We start from the raw sequence: 20,069 nt of genomic DNA on the forward strand, positions 1-20,069 counted from the left end.
CTTACGAAGTAAATGATCTTGGGGTACTAAGTCTTCTATACTTACAAATTCCACTTCATTTTGAGTATTATTTCTAGTATGAAACACAGTTACCACCGCCTTATATTGTTACTTATATTATAACAAAATTACGCGGTGAATTGTTAAAGTATTCTAAATAAAAAACAGGCTGGCGAGGGTTTTTCGACAGCCTGAATCAAGCAATATTTTGCTTGATTTTTTATTGGCAATATAAAATAAGCATATTTTAATTGTCTAATTGTAAAGAAACACTTTACTGGTGGCCCACGCAGCACTCACAGATCAATTGCCCGAATATAGTGGCTCAAACTCAACACTGGCTCATCCGTCCGCAGTACTTTTAGAAATTATGAGAAACAGGCTATAGATACATTATTAAACTCATTGGAACGTTCACTTGAACATCTTTATTGATGTATAATTAAGACAAGCCATATAACAGGAGGTGAAAAGATGGAAGTTGCTCTAAGCATCTGGGGATTGGTTGTCTTAGCAATTCTCTTAAAAGATGCTAAGAACGACAGATAAGGATAACAGAACAGAACAAGTTTGGCGACTTAGGGTTATCCCTACTCTCGATTTATATTTAGTTTAACACATCATAGTATATTTCAGACTCCTTAATTTTGAAAAGAAAATGGCAGTTCCTCCATGTCGCTTTATTAGAAGATTCCACCATTTTCTTTTTCCTTTGTTGTTGGTATGGATCTGAATGTCCCGACCATTACTTAATCGACAGTATCCTCATTTTATCTTCTTCATCTGGTCCTAATTTTAGTAGACTATTCAATGGTCTACAAATATGCTAACTTCCCTTGATTTATGTGAATCTATTTATTTTAAAGGTTTTACCTTTTGAGCTTTAAGCCTTTCCATTTGCTGTTGTAACATCTGAATTCTGTTCTTTAATTCGGCTTTTTCTAACACAAGCTCCCTATTATTCTCTAACAACTTTGCATTTTTTTCACGTTCTAATTTTAGGTCTTCCCTTGACTTTCTATATCGTTCTTCTAAAAGTTTCCTACCAGTTAGTGGCCTATTTTCAACTTGGGGAACCGAACTGGCTGCAACCTCTTGTTCTGCTTTACTTTGCTCATCTTGAATGAGTATGGCTTGGTCACAACGTTGTTTAATTTCTGGACGGTTGTATATAGTCTTTCTTGCTATTCCAGCCTTTTCTGCAATTTTAGAGATTGATAGTTTCTTTTTTCCACGTCTAAGATTGGAAATAGCTTGATCTATTCTATTAAGCATCTCCTGTTGTTTATCAATTGTCATTATATTAACCCCCAATTATAGCAGGGTCTTTATATTCTGCATTATCCTTTTCCCCAGAATAACTCATTTGCTTTTCGAGATCTGCTATAATATCCACTAAGTAATTCTCTATCTTTCTTAATTTGCTTTCATACGGGCCTTCATTTGGAGTTTTTGACAATTCATTTCGCACTCTTTCCAACCGTCCTTTATGCACATTAAGAAATTCAGGTGTTGTTAAAAAGTTTCGACACCCCAAACAAACTCCATCACCAGCACAGGGTTCATTACGCATTGGATGGTGTAGGCACAAACCATGTGATAAAACTTGGATTTTCATAGCTCTACGAAGTTTATCCACCTGATCAACCGTTTTGCCCTTAAACGGGTTATTCTCCTTTAATTTATCTTTAATTTGGAGTGCCTTTTTACCAGATAATATAGCATCTTCATTTAGAACTTCATTAAAGCGTCTCTTTACCTCTTCTTGAATTGGATGAGTATAATGCTGTGTTCCACGTATTGTTTTATGATTCATAATTCCGGAAATTACTTCTATTGAGGCTCCACCTTTTAAAGCATAGGTGGCAAATGCATGTCTAAGCGTATGAGATGTAAAATCTATTAATTTATCATTTGAATCAAATAATTTATGTTCTCTAAGCCAAGGTCTTAAAAAATTCTTATTCCAATTAGGATGGTTGACAAGTGCAACTGGATAACCTTTTTCATTTTTTTTCCTATTTAAAAACAAATAGGATAATCCAGACTCTTCCCTTAATGGTTTTGAATACTCCTAAAGTTTGTTAATAGCCTCAATAACAAGTTCATTCGCTGGCTTTAGGACCTCAATGCGTTCAGAATGTAGTTTCCCTGTACTACAATCAATCATTGTTTCTCCACCAATTTCATCTAAGCATCCGGTTTCAATCGTTATTATTTCGCTTATTCTCAATCCAAGTTGTAGTGTAATCACAGTTGCTAATCTTTTTGTATTTCTTGATTTCTCCTCCTTTTGCCTAAAAAAGTTTACATTTAAACTACCTTTATTAACCTTATGTACAAAATATTTATTATCTTGGGGTTTATCCATTTCACACACTACGTATAATCAGTGGACGGTCTCTAAAATGGGACATCATCATTAAATAAAGAGGCAAAGGAAATGCATTATTTTTTCCTTGCCTTTTTTTAATGGAAAAGCAATGTATAGGAAGTCAAAACACATTACGTTGGTAATTCTTCATATGGTACAGTCTAAAAAATCTAAAAATTTTGTCGTAATATATTGCATTTTTCTATTTAAGGTAGTATGATGAATTTCTCCGATATATTGCATATTGCATATTGAAAATAATTTTTTTAGAATGAACAGCTAAGAGGAGGATTCCATGAAGGAGAAACTATCATTTTCAACATACGTAGTTATTGGTTTTATGTTATTTGCATTATTTTTTGGAGCTGGTAACTTAATTTTTCCTGCACAGCTTGGACAAGCTTCGGGTACACATCTTTGCCCAGCGGTGATAGGGTTTTTAATTACAGGAGTTGGCTTACCACTTCTTGGAATCCTGGCAATGGGATATTCGGGTAGCAAAAATCTACAGGAGCTTGCAAGTAGGGTGAATTCTGTTTATGCAATACTTTTCACATCATTGTTATATCTAACAATAGGTCCATTTTTTGCAGCTCCTAGAACTGGAGCGGTAGCATTTGATGTTGGGATTGCACCATACCTTGGTGAAGGATCATCGCAAATTGCCTTGTTTATGTTTACGGTCATTTTTTTCGCGGTATCCCTGTGGCTATCATTGAACCCAGCGAAGATTGTAGAGAATGTCGGTAAAGTATTAGCACCAGGAATTGTAGTATTATTAGTTATATTATTATTTACGGCTATTTTGAACCCAATCGGAATGATCCAATCCCCAGTAGAAACGTATCAAAGTGGAGCTTTTACAGCGGGGTTTTTAGAGGGATATAATACAATGGATGCGTTAGCGTCACTTGTGTTTGGTATCATTGTCATTAACGCTATTCGCTCCATGGGTGTGACGACTAAGAAAGGTATTATGGCTGCAACAGTTAAGACTGGATTAATTGCGACAATACTTCTTGGGGCACTATATGCAGCAATAGCATATTTAGGAGCAGTTAGCACGGAAGCTTTTGGAATACTTGATACCGGTGGTGCAGTTCTAAGTGGTGCCGCAGAATACTATTTCGGTACCTTTGGATCGATTTTATTATCCATTGTTTTCATCTTGGCATGTTTAACAACTAATATTGGATTAATGACAGCCTGTGGTGAATACTTTAACAAATTATTTCCTAAATTTAGCTATAAAACGCTGGTTACGTTCTTCACAACTATTACATTTGTGTTTGCTAACTTTGGACTTTCTAATATTATTACGTATTCCATACCAGTATTAATGTTTCTATATCCACTAGCTATTGTATTAATGTTATTAACATTTTTATCACCATTATTCCATCATGCACGCATTGTATATGTATCAACGATCGCAGTGACGTTTTTAATTAGTATTGTTGATGGGGCTAAAACGTTATATAACTCACTTGGAATAGAGGGTTACGGATGGCTACAACCAATTGTTACGTTCTATGAAGAAACACTTCCTTTCTATAGTGATGGCCTAGGATGGCTTGTGCCAGTAATCATCGTGATAATCGTTACAGGTATTTATACTAGAATAATTAGAGCTTCAGAACCCGTTGAAGCATAATAAAAGTCGGTATTCTTTTTTAGTAGAATACCGACTTTTTTAATGTGCAGCGTAAAAATCAAATTCATGCATAATACGAAGCCAGTTTTGTTTCATCAAAACGGAAGCCTGTTCAATATCTTTAGCTTCCATTAATTCAATGATCTGGTTATGTTCATCATAGGATTCGATTGTAAGAATGAGAGAATGATGAAAAAATAATCTTCTAACGTGTGCTTGTAGTTTTTCTATGACATCATGGATGTATTTATTGTTAGAAGTGTCTACGATAAATTGGTGAAACTGCTCGTCAATAGTTAACGCAGTACGATAATCTTGAGCTAAGAGTGCTTCACGAAAATCCTCATTAGTAGTTGACAGCTTAGTGAGTATATCAGGTGTTAAATGGTTAATTGCGAGTTCTGTAGATAAGGCTTGAAGTACTGCTAATGGTGGAAGTAGATCTTTCATCGATTCCTTCTCTACTTCAGTAACTTGGGTAGCCTTACCAGGGTACATTTTTACAAAGCCTTGAGATTCAAGTAACTGCAGAGATTCTCGTATTGGAGTTCTGCTGACACCTAATGCCTGTGCAAGCTCTGTGTCATTCAGTTTTTCTAAAGGATGTAACGTTCCATCGATAATCCAATGTAATAGTTGATTGTATGCGTTCTCTTTAGCTGTTTTTCGAATAGGTTTCGAATGATCCGTAGGAATAGGCATTAGATTCACCCTTTCTCAATGCCTCAAATTATAAACTTTACTATAAGTAACAGTATACAATAAAACGATAAAAATGGGTACGAACTCATTAATACTTAGGAACTTTACTTCATATAAATACGGTGTGCCAAAGCTTGGCAACACCGTATAAGAGTAAAATTAATATGGGTCTGCATTATGTCCCTTTTCAATCGCATCTTTAACAGCTTTATGTGCATCTTTCGCTCCAAGAGGGTGCATTTCTTCTCCGGCTTCCATTTTCATATTACCCATTTCTTTGCTCTTCTGTTCTAAACCTTCGCGTAAACGACGACCATATTCTTCATCTGCTTCTTCAGCAAGTGCAATCATTTTATCCTGTAGTCGTTTATCACATATTGCAAGGTCGTTTACGAGGTTATTAATAAGTTCGTCTTTTTCCCATTGTTCAAATCTGCGGTATGTTTCACCAGCCTGCTTTGTATTACTTTGACGATCAATGGATTCACGAACGAGATTACCTTCAACATGAGGAGTATGTTCTTTCCCAACTTGTTCAGCTTCCTTTAACCCACCAAGGATAGACGGTTCATAATTTATATGTGGATTTTGACCAGGTGCTTTATCATTTTCATATCGTAACTGGCCACCTTCCTGATTCGTTGCAACACGCTTTTTGGCAGCATTTATCGGAACTTGTAAGTAATTTGCACCTACACGGTAACGCTGAGTGTCAGAATAGGAGAAAGTTCTACCTTGTAACATTTTATCATCTGAAAAATCCAAACCATCAACTAATACACCTGTTCCAAAGGCAGCTTGCTCTACTTCCGTATGATAGTTTTCTGGGTTTTTATTTAATACCATTTTCCCAACCGGTAACCATGGGAATTGATCCTCAGGCCAGAGCTTTGTATCGTCTAATGGATCAAAATCTAATTCGGGATGTGGTTCATCCTCCATAATTTGAACAAAAAGCTCCCACTCTGGATATTCACCACGTTCAATTGCCTCATATAAATCTTGTGTAGCGTGGTTAAAGTTTTTCCCTTGGATTTCTTCAGCTTCTTTAACGGTTAAGTTTTTAATTCCTTGTTTAGGTTCCCAGTGATACTTAACTAATACAGCTTTTCCTTCACTATTAACCCATTTGTACGTATTAACACCAGATCCTTGCATCATACGATAGTTAGCAGGAATTCCCCAAGGTGAATAAACAAATGTTACCATGTGGAAGGATTCCGGAGAATTTGCACAAAAGTCAAAGAATCGTTCAGGGTTCTGGACGTTTGTTACCGGATCTGGTCGAAATGCGTGAATCATATCAGGGAATTTCATTGCATCTCTGATAAAAAAGATTTTTAAGTTATTCCCTACTAAGTCCCAATTTCCATCTTCTGTGTAAAATTTAACAGCGAATCCGCGTGGGTCTCGTACAGTTTCTGGAGAGTGATTCCCATGTACTACGGTAGAGAAGCGAACGAATACAGGAGTTTGCTTTCCTTTTTCCTGAAATACTTTTGCTCTTGTATATTTAGAAACAGGTTCATCTCCGACCGTTCCATATGTTTCAAAATAACCATGTGCACCAGCACCACGTGCATGAACAATTCGTTCTGGAACTTTTTCCCGATCAAAATGACTGATTTTCTCAATAAAATCATAGTTCTCTAGTGTTGCAGGTCCGCGATTTCCAACTGTTCTTATATTTTGGTTGTTCGTGACCGGATGTCCTTGTCTAGTCGTTAACGTATCATCATTTTCAATATTTGTTTCGGGGTTATTTGATTGATTATCTGTCACTCTTTACATTCCTTTCTTAAAGAAAATTAATGAAGTAATTTCTAAATTACTATCCATAAGTTTCCCATTAATACCAAAAATAATCTGATTTTTGGTAGGAGTTTATATGAGAAATGGCGAATTTTATTATGAGGCGGGAAGGGGGACCTAGCTTGCAAATAATTGATACGTATCCAGATTTTCCAATACAACCTTCAAAAGAACGATTGCAGGAATATTATGCTAAATATCCTGATATATTTGATGTTTATTTTACATATCACTGCAAAAATAAAGATGAGAAGCTGTTAAAAGCTTTGACTCGTTATGAAGAAGATGTTGACTCGATACAGAGGGTTCATTATCAAATAAGTGAATTGATCGAGAAAGTGGTGCATGTATACGGTAAAAAGTACGGAGTAACATTTCCTATTGACGTGAATCTGATTGTTGGTGCGTATGGTTCAAATGCATATACACATCGACAAATCATCCCCAATATTACATTTGCTATGGAGCGATTAACGTTTGAAAAGGATCCGTTGAAGGTGATTATTGCTCATGAATTTGGACATGCAACACATAACATCATAACGGATCAACACCATTTAAATTGGAAAAACATGCACTGGGAACATCCTTATATTTGGTTGTTACAGGAGGGAGCAGCAACACATTTTTCAAAAGAAATCGTTCCAGATTTACATCCATCAATCTATTTTTCCTATGATCTAAAAGGAGAGGAATGGTTTGACTATGCGAACAATCATAAAGTGGAAATTATTCGTTCCTTTTTCGATGATATAGACAATGTTAAAAAGACATCTGGAGATATCTTTAAAGAATGGTTTTCGATCAATGGAGGTATGCGATTTGGTTATACTCGATTAGCCTATTTTATAGCTGATTGTATGTTCCAAGATTTTATTCATAAATTTGGGGAAATAAATACGGTACTGTTATGGAAAGATGAACAGTATTTTAACCTAGTTGATAATTGGTTTAAACAGTATAGGAATGGAGCTGTACACTAATGGAAGTTTGGGACTTATACGATAGCAAACGAAACAAGACGGGTAAAACACATGTTAGAGGTGTACCCCTACCAGAAGAATTATATCATTTAGTTGTTCATGTTTGGGTTGAAAATGATAATGGTGATGTTCTATTATCGAAACGCCATCCTCATAAATCATACGGTGGACTTTGGGAATGCACTGGTGGTTCTGTTCTAACAGGTGAAACAAGTTTACAAGGAGCTTTGAGGGAGACCCAGGAAGAAATAGGCTTAACCCTAGATGCTAAAATTGGGAAATTGCTATATAGTCAATTGCGGCAAACGCATCATTTGGATGTTTGGCTATTTCGTTCTAATGCTACTATCGAAGATCTAACATTTCAAGAAGATGAAGTGATTGATGCCAAATGGGTTAATGAAGATACATATAATTCTATGTTAAAAGAAAAGATGATCGTACCCACATTACATCACTTTTATCAATTAAAAGAATCTACCATCTAGGCTTGGTTATCGGACCTTGGACTTAGAAACCCTACAGTGGAAGTAGGGTTTTTTTGTGTGCAAAGTTCAGCCGATAAGCCGAAGCCAAAAAGGGAACTGGACAGTATGATAAGTATTGTAAGTTACAAAATGAAGGAGGAAATAACATGAGTTATGAATTAGAAGTATATAAAAGTATGGTGGATAGGAAGAGAGAAGAAGTTAAACAAGTGATACGGGAGAATGAGTTTATTGCAAAAGAAAAACAGAAAAAGCAAAACAAGATAAAAAGAAAAAAAGGCAATCGAATCCCTTTCTTTAACGCTAGAAAAATTGGTTAATTGTGATGAACAAATTTTACGGTTGTGAATAAAATGGATTTGTTGAGTTTAAAAAGGAGGAATTATTATGTATTATGATTATGAGATCCGAAAAAGTCTTGTAAAAGCGAAATTGGAACAATTGAAGAAAATGACGTATGAAAAGGAAACATATTCAAAAACCAAACGTATGAAAAAAGAAGATCGTAAGCTTAAGCAAAATAAAAATAATCAATCTATACAGTCATTTCGAATTCGTAAAGTAGGTTAATCTTATAGGGCCTTCCATCGTATTTTAAGGCTCTATACATAGGAAGAGGAGAAATAATGGCGGAAATTATGGCAGCAACCAGGAATCAAGTTGATGAAGTAACTAACTTAGCAATGGATTTATGGTCAGGACATGATTATAACGAACTAAGGAAAGAATTTATGGAGTGTATGGAATCTGATAAAAATCATGTCCTCCTTTATTATGAAAAGGATAAGGCGGTTGCTTTTATGTACGTGTCCATTCGTACAGATTATGTGGAAGGATCAACCAGCTCACCAACTGGATATATTGAAGGAATATATGTAAAACCAGCGTTTAGGAGGAAGGGGATTTCCAAAAAGTTATTCGATGTAGCCAAGAAGTGGTTTATTGAGAAGGAATGTAAACAGGTTGGTTCGGATATAGAATTTGATAATAAAGTAAGCTATAAATTACATAAATCGATTGGTTTTAAAGAAGCAGGGAGACTGATTACCTTTATTCAAGATCTAGATTAGAGATTGTTCATATTGTGCGTAGATATGGTATGATATATCCTAGTCAGGAGGTAGAACATATGAATTGGGAATTTATTTTTTCATATGTCCACTTAGTGGATCTTGGAATTGCAGTAGGTATCTTTCTGCTTTTTTTAGTGTTTAGGAAGCTATTTACAAAGTATATTTTTGCAATTTTAATGCGTTTTTTCAAGAAAACAAGAATTACGATTTTATCCTATATATTACAAGCCTTTGAAAAACCAATGCAATGGATCTTTATTATCCTTGGTGTGTTTTTTGCGATAACGTATTATCCTTATTTTGATATTGATAATGCTGCTTTTTTAAATGCTTTTAAGGTTATCATGATCATTCTAGTAACATGGGGATTATTCCAATTAGCATCATCTTCTTCGCAAATTTTTGAAAAGATAAATGAAAAAACAAATATCCAAATAGATGAAATACTTATTCCGTTACTTTCAAGAACAGTGCAATTTATCGTTTTGGCTATTAGTCTTAGTGTGATTTTACAGCAGTTCGGTTATCAAATCGATGGACTTGTTGCTGGATTAGGTCTAGGTGGATTGGCTTTCTCACTAGCCGCAAAAGATGCTCTAGCTAATATGTTTGGTGGAGTTATCATTATTACGGAAAAACCATTTACTATTGGTGATTGGATCATGACCCCTAGTGTCGAAGGAACGGTTGAGGACATTACCTTTCGGAGTACTAGAGTTAGGACGTTTGCTGATGCCTTAGTAACGGTACCTAATTCTACATTAGCAAATGAATCGATTACCAACTGGAGTAAGATGGGGAAGCGCCAAATAACCTTCAATATTCGTATAACATATGATACGCCTCGACATAAAATTGAAAATGTAGTGCATCAAATTAAGGAGCTACTTCATAGTCATCCAGGTGTTCACCAGGAAACGATTTTTGTTAATCTAGACCAATATAAGGAAAATGGGTTGGATGTATTCTTATACTTTTTTACAAATACTACGGTATGGGGAGAATTTTTAAATATTCGTGAAGATATCAATCTGAAAATATTAGATATTATTGAAAGAGAAGGTGTCTCAATCGCAATTCCAAGTAGACGTCTTTTTGTAGATTCAAATACTGATGAACATGGCGGAAAAATGATGAACCAAGAATCATAATGATCTTTGGAAGAAAGGCTGTTGGCTTTTCTTCTTTTTCCTCAAAGTTTAGTACTAGGTATTAATAGTTTGTGGTAAAATATAAATAAAGAGTTTTAAATAAAGGAGATACAATGATGTATATATTTGCAGCCAATGTATTGAAGATATTATTAAGTTTATTTGGACGAATAAAAGTGTACCAAAAAGAAAACCTTCCTAAATCAGGGGGGTATGTTATAGCCTGTACGCATACTGGTTGGGTAGATATATTATGGTTAGGGGTTGCCACTCTACCTACGAAAATACATTATATGGCAAAGAAAGAGTTATTTCAATCGGGTTTCTTGAAATGGTTGATGAATAGCTTACATGCCTTTCCAGTTGATCGTGAAAATCCAGGGCCGAGTACGATTAAAATTCCACGAAAATTATTAAAGGAAGGGAAAGTTGTTGGAATTTTCCCGAGTGGAACTCGTACGAGTGAAGAGGTGCCATTAAAAAAAGGGGCAGTTACGATTGCTGCCAACTCTAATGTGCCGATCATCCCTGCAGCATATGTGGGTCCGAATAATTTTAGTGATTTGTTTAAACGTGTTAAACCAAAATTAATCTATGGAGAGCCGATCCTTCTTCCAGAAGACGAGTCTAAAAGAGAGGGAATGGAAACAATGATGAATAAACTGAACAAAGAGTTTATTGATTTACAAGAGAAGATAAAAGGAAATTAAAAATCACCGTAACGGTGATTTTTTACATTCCAGAATATAATTATCTGCAAGTGTAGCTTAGCCTTTTAATGGATGAGTAAAAGCCAAGCTACTATGATTGAATTTTAATGGACACCTCTTCAAATGGTGTGTATTCATATGCTTCAATTAGACCTTTTTGATGAATTGCTTCTTTGCTTACAGTTTTTTGTTTAATAGTAACTAGAAATGGATGCTTAAAGGGAAATTCATGAATTTGTATGGTATCTTGATCTTTCCATTTTATATCTAGTGTTGGCTGTTGAAATCCTATTAAAGCTGAAGCGAGAGGAATACCTTTACTAAAAAAGGGATGTTCATTTTCTTTTATTGTACATGGTTCATTAAGGCATAGGTATAATGATAAATTGTCTCCTAATTGAAGTAATCCATAATGAAAGTTGAATAGACGATTATCTATGTTTTTTATATGGTCCCAAATTGCTTTTTGGCGAGTTTTTTCTTCTCTTATAAAGGTTTGTGCTTCTACTGAGGTATGATTAAGCAAAAATCTAGTGTAATGTTCACTACATAATAGTGCAGCATAGGGGTCTTCTTTTTCGACCTCATTAATTCCGTGCTTATATAATACAATCTTAGGGTAAGTTGGGAAGTCGGAAAATGTGTATGGTGTTTGTGTTTGATCATTCCAAAAAGGTTGTTTATCAAATTCCTTCCATCCATAGTCATGCATGTAAATAGCATAATCAACTGATTTCCGAAGTGATTCCCCAATGTATAAGGAGTCCTGCCAATTGGACATGATGTCCCCAGAGATTTGTGCGTGATTATGCTGTTCGATCATTATGAAATCATCTTTTCGTTCTCTTACAATCATGAAAAGCACCCCTTTATAAAGATAAAAACTTCACGATTTGCTTGTTTAATGGTGCAGATCGTGAAGTTTTGGCTTCAATAAGTATCATATTATATTAGTTTACCAAACTGTACACGTTTATTTAAAGCATACATAATTGGAATTCCAACAGCTAAAACTGCTAGTTCACCAGCAGCTGTAGTTAGCCATGTAAGAAAGAATGGTAAACCAAGTGCAAGATTAAGTTCAAACGCAATAATAAACATATTAAATGTAAATACAACTGTGTTTGCAATTAACAGTATTAACACATTTTTTATATATCTTGCTAGTAAAATAATGATTCCTAATGAAATGGCAGAGTGCGCAACTCCAAATACCATATCATACCACCCAAGTGGGGAAAACATGACGTTATACAAAAATACACCTAGCACGATTCCAAAGAAGTACTTCTTATTAAAAACAATTAAATGATTAAATACTTCAGAAATACGAAATTGGATATTTGTGAATCCAAAAGGCACAATAAGTGCAGATACCGCAATATATAACGCTGCGATTAAAGCATTGACTACTAATGTTCTATTTTTCATTTAAATCTCTCCTTAGTTTTTTAACGTGGGATGGTTTCGAACCACGTGCTTTCTACTGAAGCCATGTCTAGTATAACGTAAAAATGACTTGAGCTGGTAAGCATAAGAAATAGTGTTCGAAATAATATATTGTTTTCTCACGTTAACTATGTCTCATTGTGCTATTTTATCTTAAGGTTTCCATAGGATGTGTTTGTTACTCATGAAGTTAAGTTGACAGATATAATGAAAGAAATTACAATAGTTACATAAAGTAACTTTCTTTTAAAAAGTAATTTATATAAAATTATTAAAGGGAGATCATTTCATGGAGAAGAAGTTTTTTCAGAAACCAACTGTTTATGTTGGAGAAGTAAATATAAATGTCACTAACTTAAAAAAAGCCCTTCATTTTTATCAAAACATTTTAGGGTTTACGGTATTAGAACAATCTGATTCTAGTGCTGTTCTTACAGCAGATGGTAAAACACCATTATTATCATTAGAGCAGCCAATTGATGTTACACCTAAGCAACCAAGAACAACAGGTCTCTATCATTTTGCTATTCTCTTACCATCACGTGCAGATCTTTCTTCTTTTGTAAAACATATCATACGGGCTGGTGTTCAATTAGGTGCTTCTGATCATTATGTAAGTGAAGCTCTATATTTTAATGATCCGGATGGAAATGGTATTGAAGTATACCGAGATCGTCCTTCAGCTGAATGGAGTTGGACAGATGGCCAGGTGGCTATGGCAACTGAACCATTAGATGGAGATAGCCTAGTGGCTGAGAGTAATAAAGAATGGGGTAGTATGCCAAAAGAAACGATAATGGGGCATATTCATTTACATGTTTCTGATTTAGAAGAAACAGAGAAATTTTTTGTGAATGGTTTGGGCTTTGATATCGTTACAAGATATTCTGGTGCATTATTTGCTTCTACTGGTGGTTATCACCATCACATTGGGTTGAATGTGTGGAATGGAGTTGGTGCCAAAGCCCCTGCTAAAAATAGTGTAGGTCTTAATTGGTTTGCTCTCGTTTTCCCAGATGAGGAATCGAGAAACAAAGCAGTGGATCGATTAGGTGAAATTGGTTCTAAGGTAACCAAAAACTTTGAGGTGAAAGATCCATCAGGAAATGTAATTAGACTCGTGATTTAGATGGAAGGGGTTGTCGAAACTGGAATTTGACACCTCTTTTTAGTATATAAAAATTTTATACGCAACTTTTTTGGCTTGGTTACGTAATACTATTGTGTGACGTGCATGATGAATTGGAATTGGTAACACATTAAAGAAAGTAGTTATCTACGTGTTCATGTAGGGTAGTAGTTAAGCAAAGTTGTCTAAAAAGGAAGGAATCTATGGCATATTTATTATTGATTATCGGATTTGCATTATTAATTAAAGGAGCAGATCTATTTGTTGATGGCTCATCGAATATTGCCCGATTACTCCGTATACCGACTATACTCATTGGTTTAACGATTGTGTCGTTGGGTACTAGTTCCCCGGAGGCAACAGTGAGTATTATTGCTGCTGTAGAAGGTACAGCAGAGGTTTCGTTAGGTAACATAATTGGGAGTAATATATTTAATTTAACCCTTGTAGTCGGTATAGCGGCAATGATCTACCCATTAAAGGTAGAAAATGAAACCATTCGTAAGGAAATCCCTTTTACATTATTAGCTAGTGTGGCGTTATTAGTTGTAATAAGTGATCTTGCGTTACAAGGCTTCAATACCAATTTAATTACACGTGCTGATGGGTTCATACTATTATTGTTCTTAGTTATTTTTATGTATTATGTTTTTGAGGTAGCCATGAAAAGCAGAAAGAGTTCTACAGTTGAAACAATTCCTGAAAACATAAAGTGGGGGAAAAGTATATTTTTTTCATTACTTGGACTGGCGGGAATTGTAATAGGTGGAGAATTAGTTGTAGATAACGGAACCAAAATCGCTTACTCGTGGGGAATGAGTGAAACATTAGTTGGGTTAACGATTATTGCAGTGGGTACATCGCTTCCAGAGTTAGTGACTTCTGTAATGGCAGCTCTCAAAAAAGAAAGTGAAATTGCCCTTGGAAATATTGTTGGAAGTAATATTTTTAATATCCTTTTTGTATTAGGAATTACATCCGTCATTACTCCATTACCTGTTAATACAAAGGTATTCTTTGATATAAAAGCAATGATTATCTTGACTGTATTATTGCTAATTTTCTCGAGGACAAAATATAAGGTTGGAAAATCAGAAGGACTTATCCTTGTGCTTTCGTATATTGGTTACCTAATCTATGTTATTATCAGGAATTAAAAAAGACCCCCGTTCAATTGGTTCAATGAACGGGGGTCCTTTACTACAAGCTCTTATACCATTTTCCAGCAGTTTCTACCTCATTATATGTTAATTGATGCCCCATGCTTTCCCAATGAAGAACAACTCTTGCTCCTGCATTTTCTAGTAGTGATTTTAGATCCTCTGATTCTTGTGCAGGACAGATCGGATCGTTTGTACCAGCTGCAATAAATACATGTTTACCAGTAAGGTCTGGTAGGTCTATACCTCTTCTTGGTACCATTGGATGATGAAGAATAGCTGCTCTTAAAGCATCTTTATAATGGAACATTAAGCTAGAAGCAATATTCGCTCCATTCGAATAGCCAATGGCAATGATATTATTGCGGTCAAATTCATATTTCTCTGCTGCTTCATTCAGGAATTCATTTAATTCTTTTGTTCGAAAAATTAAATCCTCTTCATCAAAGACACCTTCTGCTAGGCGTTTGAAAAAGCGAGGCATGCCATTCTCAAGAATATTCCCACGTACGCTTAGTACATTTGCATCGGAGTCAATTTTTTCAGCAAGTGGAAGCAGGTCTTGTTCCGTACCACCGGTTCCGTGTAGTAATAATAATGTTGGTTTATCTTGGTCATTTCCTTTTTGAAAGATATGCTTCATGTTATTGTCCTCCTGTGTCTGACTGTTTTCCTGCTCGTTTCAGGATATCAATTAAGTTCACTTTTTCTTCATCTGTAACATCTGCAAATAGTTGATCAATAACCTTTTGATGCTTCGGAAAAATTTCATCCATTAGTTGTTTCCCTTGATCGGTAATTTGTATATAAACTACTCGACGATCTTCTTGACAGTTGCTTCGCTCGAGATAGCCTTTTGTTTCTAATTTATCAATAACATAGGTGATGGAACCGGTATTGATAAGGACGGCCTGGGATATTTCTCTAACGGTTTGTCTTCCTTTATGATACAAAGCTTCCAGTACAGCGAAGTCTGATGTCTTCATGCCGTGGTCGCTAATGTCTTTTTTCACTTTTTCTTGTATTGATTTAGATGCTTTCATTAACACGACGAAGGCCTTTAATGATAAGTTTTCGCTCATAATACGCACCTCAGTTAACATGATTTATTTTGAATTAAAGTATTATTAATTAAGTATAATTTTAACGTTGTTTGGTTGATATGTCAAATGGGAGGGGGTTATGTAGATTTTTCTCTTATCAGTTGGGTAAATCAGTGGATTGTAATCGTTTTTCAGCGAAATTTTGTCGAATTTCAGCATTTTGCTTATGTTTCTTTGCTCTCCTTATTGCTTTTTAATGATAGCCTGCCAACAATCGCAGGCTATCTAATTAATAGGTGAAAATTTTACCAATCTCCTGTATTTCTTTTTCTGTCAGCTGAATATCTAACGCTTTTAGATTGTTGAAAACTTGTTCGGGTTTTTTCGCTCCTGGTATAACAGTATCTATTGCCGCTTGTGTTAAGTACCACGCTAATACAACATGGGCAACTTCTGCTTGTTTAGCATATGCAATTTCTCGTAGTTTCTCCACTTTAGCAAGGTTTCGTTCAAATGCTTCTCCTTTTAGATGAGGCATGTTGGCGCGGAAATCGTTAAATGTTGTGTGTTTTGTGTACGTTCCAGCGAGCAAGCCAGAAGCAAATGGGAAATACGGAACAAATGAAATATTGTGAGCTAGTGTATATGGGAAATAGTCTTTTTCCGCATCACGATGTAGTAAGTTATAATGCCCTTGAATAACATCGACATACCCATCCCGGTTGGCTTCTTTTAATTGATCAAGTGAGAAATTAGAAACACCGATCGCTCTAATTTTACCAGCATCTTTTAATTCCTTTAGGGTACCAATTGCCTCATATTTTGGAGTCTTTTCGTCTGGATAATGGATATAAAATAAATCAATATAATCAGTTTGTAGACGGCTAAGACTTTCTTCAACCGTTTGCTGTAAAAACTTTGGAGAATTATCAATGATTTTTTCATCATTAATAAATTTCTGTGCTCCTTTAGTAGCGATTACAACATCATGGCGTTTTCCAATTTCTTTTATTGCTTTACCAACTAACTCTTCTGATCTTCCAATCCCATAGCTGAATGCAGTATCGATATAGTCCAGCCCGGCATTAATGGATGCTTTAACTAGTTCTTTACCGGCAAGATCATCTGTATTAGGGTAAAGATTATGTCCTCCGACAGCGTTGGCGCCGAGACCAATTGGGTTAACATAAAGATCTGTATTACCAATTTGTACTTTTTGGGTCATGTTAATCCTCCTTAAAACTAATCTGTTATATAAAATATTAATTGATCGGAGGGAGCAAAACAAATAACTGGTTTGACGTAATGAGGATGCGACGGTAAAAATCGTTGATAAGAAACAATTCAACAAACCAACTTATGTTAAAAAGCACACATTAACTTCATGTGTTCTTAGCTTTCTCCATCTTTTAACTTCAAAAACTGCATCCGTTCATTGAATAATGTTGGGTACGACAAAAATCCAAGCATAATACTAGTGACTACAGCTGTAGTCAAAAGTAAAAATAAAATGAGCAATTGAAATTGTACAGCCTGAACTGGGTCAGCTCCAGCAATGATTTGTCCACTCATCATTCCAGGAAGCTGTACTAATCCAATGGTTTTTTGACTTTCAATTGTTGGGATGGTACTCGCCTTGATGGACGCAATCAACTGATTATGAATTGCTTGCTTTGGTGTCCCACCTAGCGAAAGAATTAGCTCTGTCTCATCTTGATGAGTTTCTATTTCTGATGTAAATCGATTTAAAAACAATATTCCAAGAACCATGGAATTACCAATTACCATTCCACTAATGGGAATAATGTATTGAGCAGTTGGTGGAGTAATATTTAGTCCTAGCAATATTCCTTGAGTTAATACTTCAATAAAGATGAATGTTACGATTAATTTCCATGTAATCCCTTTTATGGAAGCCCCTTTTCTACGGGCATTTTGTGTAGCAGCTCCAATCATTAGCAGAATCATCAAGGTGATAAAAATAAAATGCTCCGCATCAAATACATATTGCAATACATATCCGACTGCAAGCAATTGGATAATCGATCTTACCGTAGCGATAATTGTATCTTTCTCCAACCCCAAGTTGAGGGTTTTAGATAAAACGAGGGGGATTAAAACAAATACGAGAGTAATGGATAAAGTTAGATAGCTCATTCCAATTCCCCCTTTACAAATTGTTGTACCCGTTCATTTTTAGGTGAATGTAATATGGAACTTTCCCCAGTTTCTATCACTTCTCCATTCATCATTACCCATGTATAGTGGCCAATATCTAACGCTTGTTTTAAATTATGTGTTATCCAAATCATTGTTGTCCCGTATTTTTCATTAATTTTTTCAATTAATTCCTCAATATCATGCTGTGAAACTCGGTCAAGTGAAGAGGTAATTTCATCTAGTAGTAAAATCTTCGGTCGATTGACTAGTGTTCGGGCAATGGATAGTTTTTGTCGCTGACCACCCGATAAATCTTTTGCATTGCGATGTAAAAAATCTCCTTGTAATCCAACATCGTGTAGTAGCTCTTCGGCGAAATCATGATCAATGCTTTTGCTTTGTAATGCTAGTGGGAGCTCCAGGTTTTCTAAAACACTACCTTTAATCATGGTAGCACTTTGGAGGGCGATTCCTACATTTCTGCGTAGTTCCACAGGGTCGTAATCATTTATTGATTTATTTTTTATCAAGATGTCACCAGATTGTGGTGATCTCAATCCATTACAAAGCTTGAACAATGTTGATTTTCCCGCACCAGAAGGACCAACAAGAGTAGTGATTTTACCTTCTGGAAATGTACCTGTAATGTTTTTTAAAATATGTAGTTCATCAGCGGAATAATTCACATTCCTAAATTCAACTGCAGGTTTGGTGGTCGTATCCATGAATGTCACATCCTTAACTCTCTATCATTACTGTTCCATTTAAATGATTTTAAATTCTTCATCATTTTAACATAGCTATTTTAATTATTATTATCCCTCTTATTGCAAAAATAGTTTTAATTTTTAAACTAATGATTTACAATATTATACATATAGTCCATTTTAATGGGGGTGATAACATGTTAAGGCTAATACAATTTGAAATTATAAAGATATGTAAATCTACTTTTTTTCGAATCATGATGATTGGATTTTTACTTTTTATATTAACGTATTTCACTTATGTTTACATTAATACAGTTCGAGCAGATGATCTGATTATAAATCTAGAGAGTATGATGTTTACGCAGGAACAGCATCTTCAGGAGTTATATGACGTACTTGAATCTAATGAGGGTGAAAGTGACCGTGAGACGGAACAATCTATTGAAACATGGGAAAGGTTTCAAGAAAGAGATAGCAAATTGTTGCAAGCATACGAAGAAGAAGATTGGACGACAATTATGGAACTAGAAATTGAACAATACGAGCCGGGAGTAGAAATGCTAAGAAATGACCCGTATCAAAATGTCTACACTTGGCCGACTTTTTTTAGTAAAGAAACTCTTTTAGCACAATATAAGTGGATCAGGGATAGGGAAATAACTCCAGTACTACGTATCGAAGAGTTTGCTTGGAAGACGGCTTATGATGAAGTGTTTGATGACCCTATCGGAGAGGAAATAGTAAAAGAAAATAGCATTAAGTACTCTTCTGCAGGAGTTCATTTTCTTAAATCCGTGTTCCAGATGCTTTTTAGCTTAATCGGGGCTATATTATTTCTTTTCTTGTTTGCAGATGTTGTTACAAAAGAAGGGCTAGGGAGAAATGGGCCGATTCACCTCTTAAAAACACAGCCTATACATCGACAGAAGATTTTAGTTAGCAAATTTATGACGGTTATTATTGTATCTTTCATGACATTATTAATTACTGCAATTCTTTCTATCATGCTTGGTGTTATTTTTGACCGTTTAGGGGATTGGGATTACCCAGTACTAATTTATGGAGAAGAACGTACCTTTACCTATATGAATTTAGGTACATACTTACTTCAATCATTTGGGTTGTTCTTCATGATTCTATTATTCTGTTATTCTATATTATTTCTGTTTTCGGTTATTACCAAGAAGACGTTGATTGCGCTTGGGTTAACACTTGCTACGATAATTATTGGAATCACTTGGAGTAAGGAGTCTGTACTGTCTAGTTTTGCACCGTACATCCCATTTCATTATTTTTCTGTGGGAGAGGTAATTACGAATGAATTGGCGGTCACCTTGGAGGATTTTACGTTTTCATTTGCTAATGGGATGATTTCATTTGGGGTAGTTAGCTTAGGTGTTTTATTTATGACGTTTGTTATTTTCGTTGTGCAGTCTAAATATAGCAACTGATATATGAAGTAATAACTTAG

Annotated in this window: 22 protein-coding genes, 1 pseudogene and 1 riboswitch; of the genes and pseudogenes, 11 read left to right on the forward strand and 12 right to left on the reverse strand. The window is 35.2% G+C overall.

The genetic code is table 11. From position 1 onward, the window contains the following. Nucleotides 1-855: 855 nt before the first annotated feature. From GMD78_RS13395 to GMD78_RS21620, 3 genes and pseudogenes are all read right to left on the reverse strand, one after another. Entirely contained in the window at nucleotides 856-1,299 is a 444-nt protein-coding gene (locus GMD78_RS13395; RefSeq protein WP_155669318.1) for a DUF6262 family protein, read from the reverse strand. 4 nt (nucleotides 1,300-1,303) lie between these two features. Next, nucleotides 1,304-2,041 (reverse strand): annotated as a pseudogene (locus tag GMD78_RS13400) (tyrosine-type recombinase/integrase); the annotation flags it as partial. 33 nt (nucleotides 2,042-2,074) lie between these two features. Further along, nucleotides 2,075-2,371 (reverse strand): hypothetical protein, encoded by a 297-nt coding sequence (locus GMD78_RS21620; RefSeq protein WP_246187663.1) that lies wholly within the window; start codon nucleotides 2,369-2,371, stop codon nucleotides 2,075-2,077. Between the two features lie 298 nt (nucleotides 2,372-2,669). Here GMD78_RS21620 and brnQ point away from each other — a divergent pair, with 298 nt between their 5' ends. Continuing rightward, complete coding sequence (gene brnQ / locus GMD78_RS13405) at nucleotides 2,670-4,028, forward strand: branched-chain amino acid transport system II carrier protein (RefSeq protein ID WP_155669319.1); 1,359 nt, start codon at nucleotides 2,670-2,672, stop codon at nucleotides 4,026-4,028. Nucleotides 4,029-4,067: 39 nt separating this feature from the next. Here brnQ and GMD78_RS13410 read toward each other — a convergent pair whose 3' ends face one another. Next, nucleotides 4,068-4,730 carry a GntR family transcriptional regulator gene (locus GMD78_RS13410; protein ID WP_155669320.1) on the reverse strand — a complete coding sequence of 221 codons (663 nt, stop codon included), beginning with the start codon at nucleotides 4,728-4,730 and terminating at the stop codon, nucleotides 4,068-4,070. Between the two features lie 159 nt (nucleotides 4,731-4,889). Next, nucleotides 4,890-6,512, reverse strand: coding sequence for a catalase (locus tag GMD78_RS13415; RefSeq protein ID WP_343042316.1), 1,623 nt, complete (start codon nucleotides 6,510-6,512; stop codon nucleotides 4,890-4,892). A gap of 152 nt (nucleotides 6,513-6,664) precedes the next feature. On the opposite strand from GMD78_RS13415, the gene GMD78_RS13420 reads away from it, so the two are divergent. From GMD78_RS13420 to GMD78_RS13450, 7 genes are all read left to right on the forward strand, one after another. Further along, nucleotides 6,665-7,525, forward strand: a complete 861-nt coding sequence (locus GMD78_RS13420) for a DUF2268 domain-containing putative Zn-dependent protease (RefSeq protein WP_155669321.1) — start codon at nucleotides 6,665-6,667, stop codon at nucleotides 7,523-7,525. Beyond that, nucleotides 7,525-8,013 (forward strand): NUDIX hydrolase, encoded by a 489-nt coding sequence (locus tag GMD78_RS13425; RefSeq protein WP_155669322.1) that lies wholly within the window; start codon nucleotides 7,525-7,527, stop codon nucleotides 8,011-8,013. Before GMD78_RS13420 ends, GMD78_RS13425 begins: the two co-directional genes overlap by 1 nt. A gap of 146 nt (nucleotides 8,014-8,159) precedes the next feature. Next, entirely contained in the window at nucleotides 8,160-8,333 is a 174-nt protein-coding gene (locus tag GMD78_RS13430) for a hypothetical protein (protein ID WP_155669323.1), read from the forward strand. Nucleotides 8,334-8,400: 67 nt separating this feature from the next. Continuing rightward, a complete protein-coding gene (locus tag GMD78_RS13435) occupies nucleotides 8,401-8,583 on the forward strand; it encodes a hypothetical protein (protein WP_155669324.1) in 183 nt (60 codons plus the stop codon). A gap of 56 nt (nucleotides 8,584-8,639) precedes the next feature. Then, complete coding sequence (aac(6'), locus tag GMD78_RS13440) at nucleotides 8,640-9,083, forward strand: aminoglycoside 6'-N-acetyltransferase (protein WP_155669325.1); 444 nt, start codon at nucleotides 8,640-8,642, stop codon at nucleotides 9,081-9,083. Between the two features lie 59 nt (nucleotides 9,084-9,142). Next, the gene (locus GMD78_RS13445) at nucleotides 9,143-10,237 is read left to right on the forward strand and encodes a mechanosensitive ion channel family protein (protein ID WP_155669326.1); all 1,095 of its coding nucleotides are present in this window, start codon (nucleotides 9,143-9,145) and stop codon (nucleotides 10,235-10,237) included. 116 nt (nucleotides 10,238-10,353) lie between these two features. Then, a complete protein-coding gene (locus GMD78_RS13450; RefSeq protein ID WP_155669327.1) occupies nucleotides 10,354-10,947 on the forward strand; it encodes a lysophospholipid acyltransferase family protein in 594 nt (197 codons plus the stop codon). 91 nt (nucleotides 10,948-11,038) lie between these two features. Here GMD78_RS13450 and GMD78_RS13455 read toward each other — a convergent pair whose 3' ends face one another. Together GMD78_RS13455 and GMD78_RS13460 are read right to left on the reverse strand one after the other, a co-directional pair. Next, nucleotides 11,039-11,803, reverse strand: coding sequence for a DUF3891 family protein (locus GMD78_RS13455; RefSeq protein ID WP_155669328.1), 765 nt, complete (start codon nucleotides 11,801-11,803; stop codon nucleotides 11,039-11,041). A gap of 89 nt (nucleotides 11,804-11,892) precedes the next feature. Continuing rightward, nucleotides 11,893-12,378 carry a QueT transporter family protein gene (locus GMD78_RS13460; RefSeq protein ID WP_155669329.1) on the reverse strand — a complete coding sequence of 162 codons (486 nt, stop codon included), beginning with the start codon at nucleotides 12,376-12,378 and terminating at the stop codon, nucleotides 11,893-11,895. A 6-nt stretch (nucleotides 12,379-12,384) separates the two neighbouring features. Next, nucleotides 12,385-12,429: riboswitch (PreQ1 riboswitch) on the reverse strand. Between the two features lie 256 nt (nucleotides 12,430-12,685). Here GMD78_RS13460 and GMD78_RS13465 point away from each other — a divergent pair. Together GMD78_RS13465 and GMD78_RS13470 are read left to right on the forward strand one after the other, a co-directional pair. Further along, nucleotides 12,686-13,525 (forward strand): VOC family protein, encoded by an 840-nt coding sequence (locus GMD78_RS13465; RefSeq protein WP_155669330.1) that lies wholly within the window; start codon nucleotides 12,686-12,688, stop codon nucleotides 13,523-13,525. A 203-nt stretch (nucleotides 13,526-13,728) separates the two neighbouring features. Then, on the forward strand, nucleotides 13,729-14,682 hold the full coding sequence (locus GMD78_RS13470) for a calcium/sodium antiporter (RefSeq protein ID WP_155669331.1): 954 nt from the start codon (nucleotides 13,729-13,731) through the stop codon (nucleotides 14,680-14,682). Nucleotides 14,683-14,725: 43 nt separating this feature from the next. Here GMD78_RS13470 and GMD78_RS13475 read toward each other — a convergent pair whose 3' ends face one another. The 5 genes from GMD78_RS13475 to GMD78_RS13495 all read right to left on the reverse strand — a co-directional run bounded on the left by GMD78_RS13475 (nucleotide 14,726) and on the right by GMD78_RS13495 (nucleotide 18,613). Further along, nucleotides 14,726-15,328, reverse strand: coding sequence for an alpha/beta hydrolase (locus GMD78_RS13475; RefSeq protein ID WP_155669332.1), 603 nt, complete (start codon nucleotides 15,326-15,328; stop codon nucleotides 14,726-14,728). Between the two features lies 1 nt (nucleotide 15,329). Next, on the reverse strand, nucleotides 15,330-15,767 hold the full coding sequence (locus tag GMD78_RS13480; protein ID WP_155669333.1) for a MarR family winged helix-turn-helix transcriptional regulator: 438 nt from the start codon (nucleotides 15,765-15,767) through the stop codon (nucleotides 15,330-15,332). A gap of 250 nt (nucleotides 15,768-16,017) precedes the next feature. After that, a complete protein-coding gene (locus GMD78_RS13485; RefSeq protein ID WP_155669334.1) occupies nucleotides 16,018-16,953 on the reverse strand; it encodes an aldo/keto reductase in 936 nt (311 codons plus the stop codon). Nucleotides 16,954-17,120: 167 nt separating this feature from the next. Beyond that, complete coding sequence (locus GMD78_RS13490; RefSeq protein ID WP_155669335.1) at nucleotides 17,121-17,885, reverse strand: ABC transporter permease; 765 nt, start codon at nucleotides 17,883-17,885, stop codon at nucleotides 17,121-17,123. Further along, nucleotides 17,882-18,613: an ABC transporter ATP-binding protein gene (locus GMD78_RS13495; RefSeq protein ID WP_155669336.1), complete on the reverse strand. Its 732-nt coding sequence runs from the start codon at nucleotides 18,611-18,613 to the stop codon at nucleotides 17,882-17,884. Before GMD78_RS13495 ends, GMD78_RS13490 begins: the two co-directional genes overlap by 4 nt. A 179-nt stretch (nucleotides 18,614-18,792) precedes the next feature. Between GMD78_RS13495 and GMD78_RS13500 the strand changes: the two genes are divergently transcribed. Continuing rightward, nucleotides 18,793-20,049, forward strand: a complete 1,257-nt coding sequence (locus GMD78_RS13500; RefSeq protein ID WP_196493822.1) for an ABC transporter permease — start codon at nucleotides 18,793-18,795, stop codon at nucleotides 20,047-20,049. Nucleotides 20,050-20,069: the final 20 nt, after the last annotated feature.

The sequence above is a fragment of the Ornithinibacillus caprae genome, from assembly GCF_009728145.1.
Taxonomy (GTDB): Bacteria; Bacillota; Bacilli; order Bacillales; family Amphibacillaceae; genus Ornithinibacillus; species Ornithinibacillus caprae.

Bases quoted from the DNA above. Each gene is read 5' to 3' on its own strand.
- GMD78_RS13475 (WP_155669332.1), bottom strand. From the start codon at position 15,328: ATGAAGCATATCTTTCAAAAAGGAAATGACCAAGATAAACCAACATTA.
- GMD78_RS13495 (WP_155669336.1), bottom strand. From the start codon at position 18,613: ATGGATACGACCACCAAACCTGCAGTTGAATTTAGGAATGTGAATTAT.
- brnQ (WP_155669319.1), top strand. From the start codon at position 2,670: ATGAAGGAGAAACTATCATTTTCAACATACGTAGTTATTGGTTTTATG.
- GMD78_RS21620 (WP_246187663.1), bottom strand. From the start codon at position 2,371: ATGGATAAACCCCAAGATAATAAATATTTTGTACATAAGGTTAATAAA.
- GMD78_RS13435 (WP_155669324.1), top strand. From the start codon at position 8,401: ATGTATTATGATTATGAGATCCGAAAAAGTCTTGTAAAAGCGAAATTG.
- GMD78_RS13485 (WP_155669334.1), bottom strand. From the start codon at position 16,953: ATGACCCAAAAAGTACAAATTGGTAATACAGATCTTTATGTTAACCCA.
- GMD78_RS13465 (WP_155669330.1), top strand. From the start codon at position 12,686: ATGGAGAAGAAGTTTTTTCAGAAACCAACTGTTTATGTTGGAGAAGTA.
- GMD78_RS13425 (WP_155669322.1), top strand. From the start codon at position 7,525: ATGGAAGTTTGGGACTTATACGATAGCAAACGAAACAAGACGGGTAAA.
- GMD78_RS13470 (WP_155669331.1), top strand. From the start codon at position 13,729: ATGGCATATTTATTATTGATTATCGGATTTGCATTATTAATTAAAGGA.
- GMD78_RS13460 (WP_155669329.1), bottom strand. From the start codon at position 12,378: ATGAAAAATAGAACATTAGTAGTCAATGCTTTAATCGCAGCGTTATAT.
- GMD78_RS13450 (WP_155669327.1), top strand. From the start codon at position 10,354: ATGTATATATTTGCAGCCAATGTATTGAAGATATTATTAAGTTTATTT.
- GMD78_RS13430 (WP_155669323.1), top strand. From the start codon at position 8,160: ATGAGTTATGAATTAGAAGTATATAAAAGTATGGTGGATAGGAAGAGA.
- GMD78_RS13480 (WP_155669333.1), bottom strand. From the start codon at position 15,767: ATGAGCGAAAACTTATCATTAAAGGCCTTCGTCGTGTTAATGAAAGCA.
- GMD78_RS13395 (WP_155669318.1), bottom strand. From the start codon at position 1,299: ATGACAATTGATAAACAACAGGAGATGCTTAATAGAATAGATCAAGCT.
- GMD78_RS13500 (WP_196493822.1), top strand. From the start codon at position 18,793: ATGTTAAGGCTAATACAATTTGAAATTATAAAGATATGTAAATCTACT.
- GMD78_RS13455 (WP_155669328.1), bottom strand. From the start codon at position 11,803: ATGATTGTAAGAGAACGAAAAGATGATTTCATAATGATCGAACAGCAT.
- GMD78_RS13490 (WP_155669335.1), bottom strand. From the start codon at position 17,885: ATGAGCTATCTAACTTTATCCATTACTCTCGTATTTGTTTTAATCCCC.
- GMD78_RS13410 (WP_155669320.1), bottom strand. From the start codon at position 4,730: ATGCCTATTCCTACGGATCATTCGAAACCTATTCGAAAAACAGCTAAA.
- GMD78_RS13445 (WP_155669326.1), top strand. From the start codon at position 9,143: ATGAATTGGGAATTTATTTTTTCATATGTCCACTTAGTGGATCTTGGA.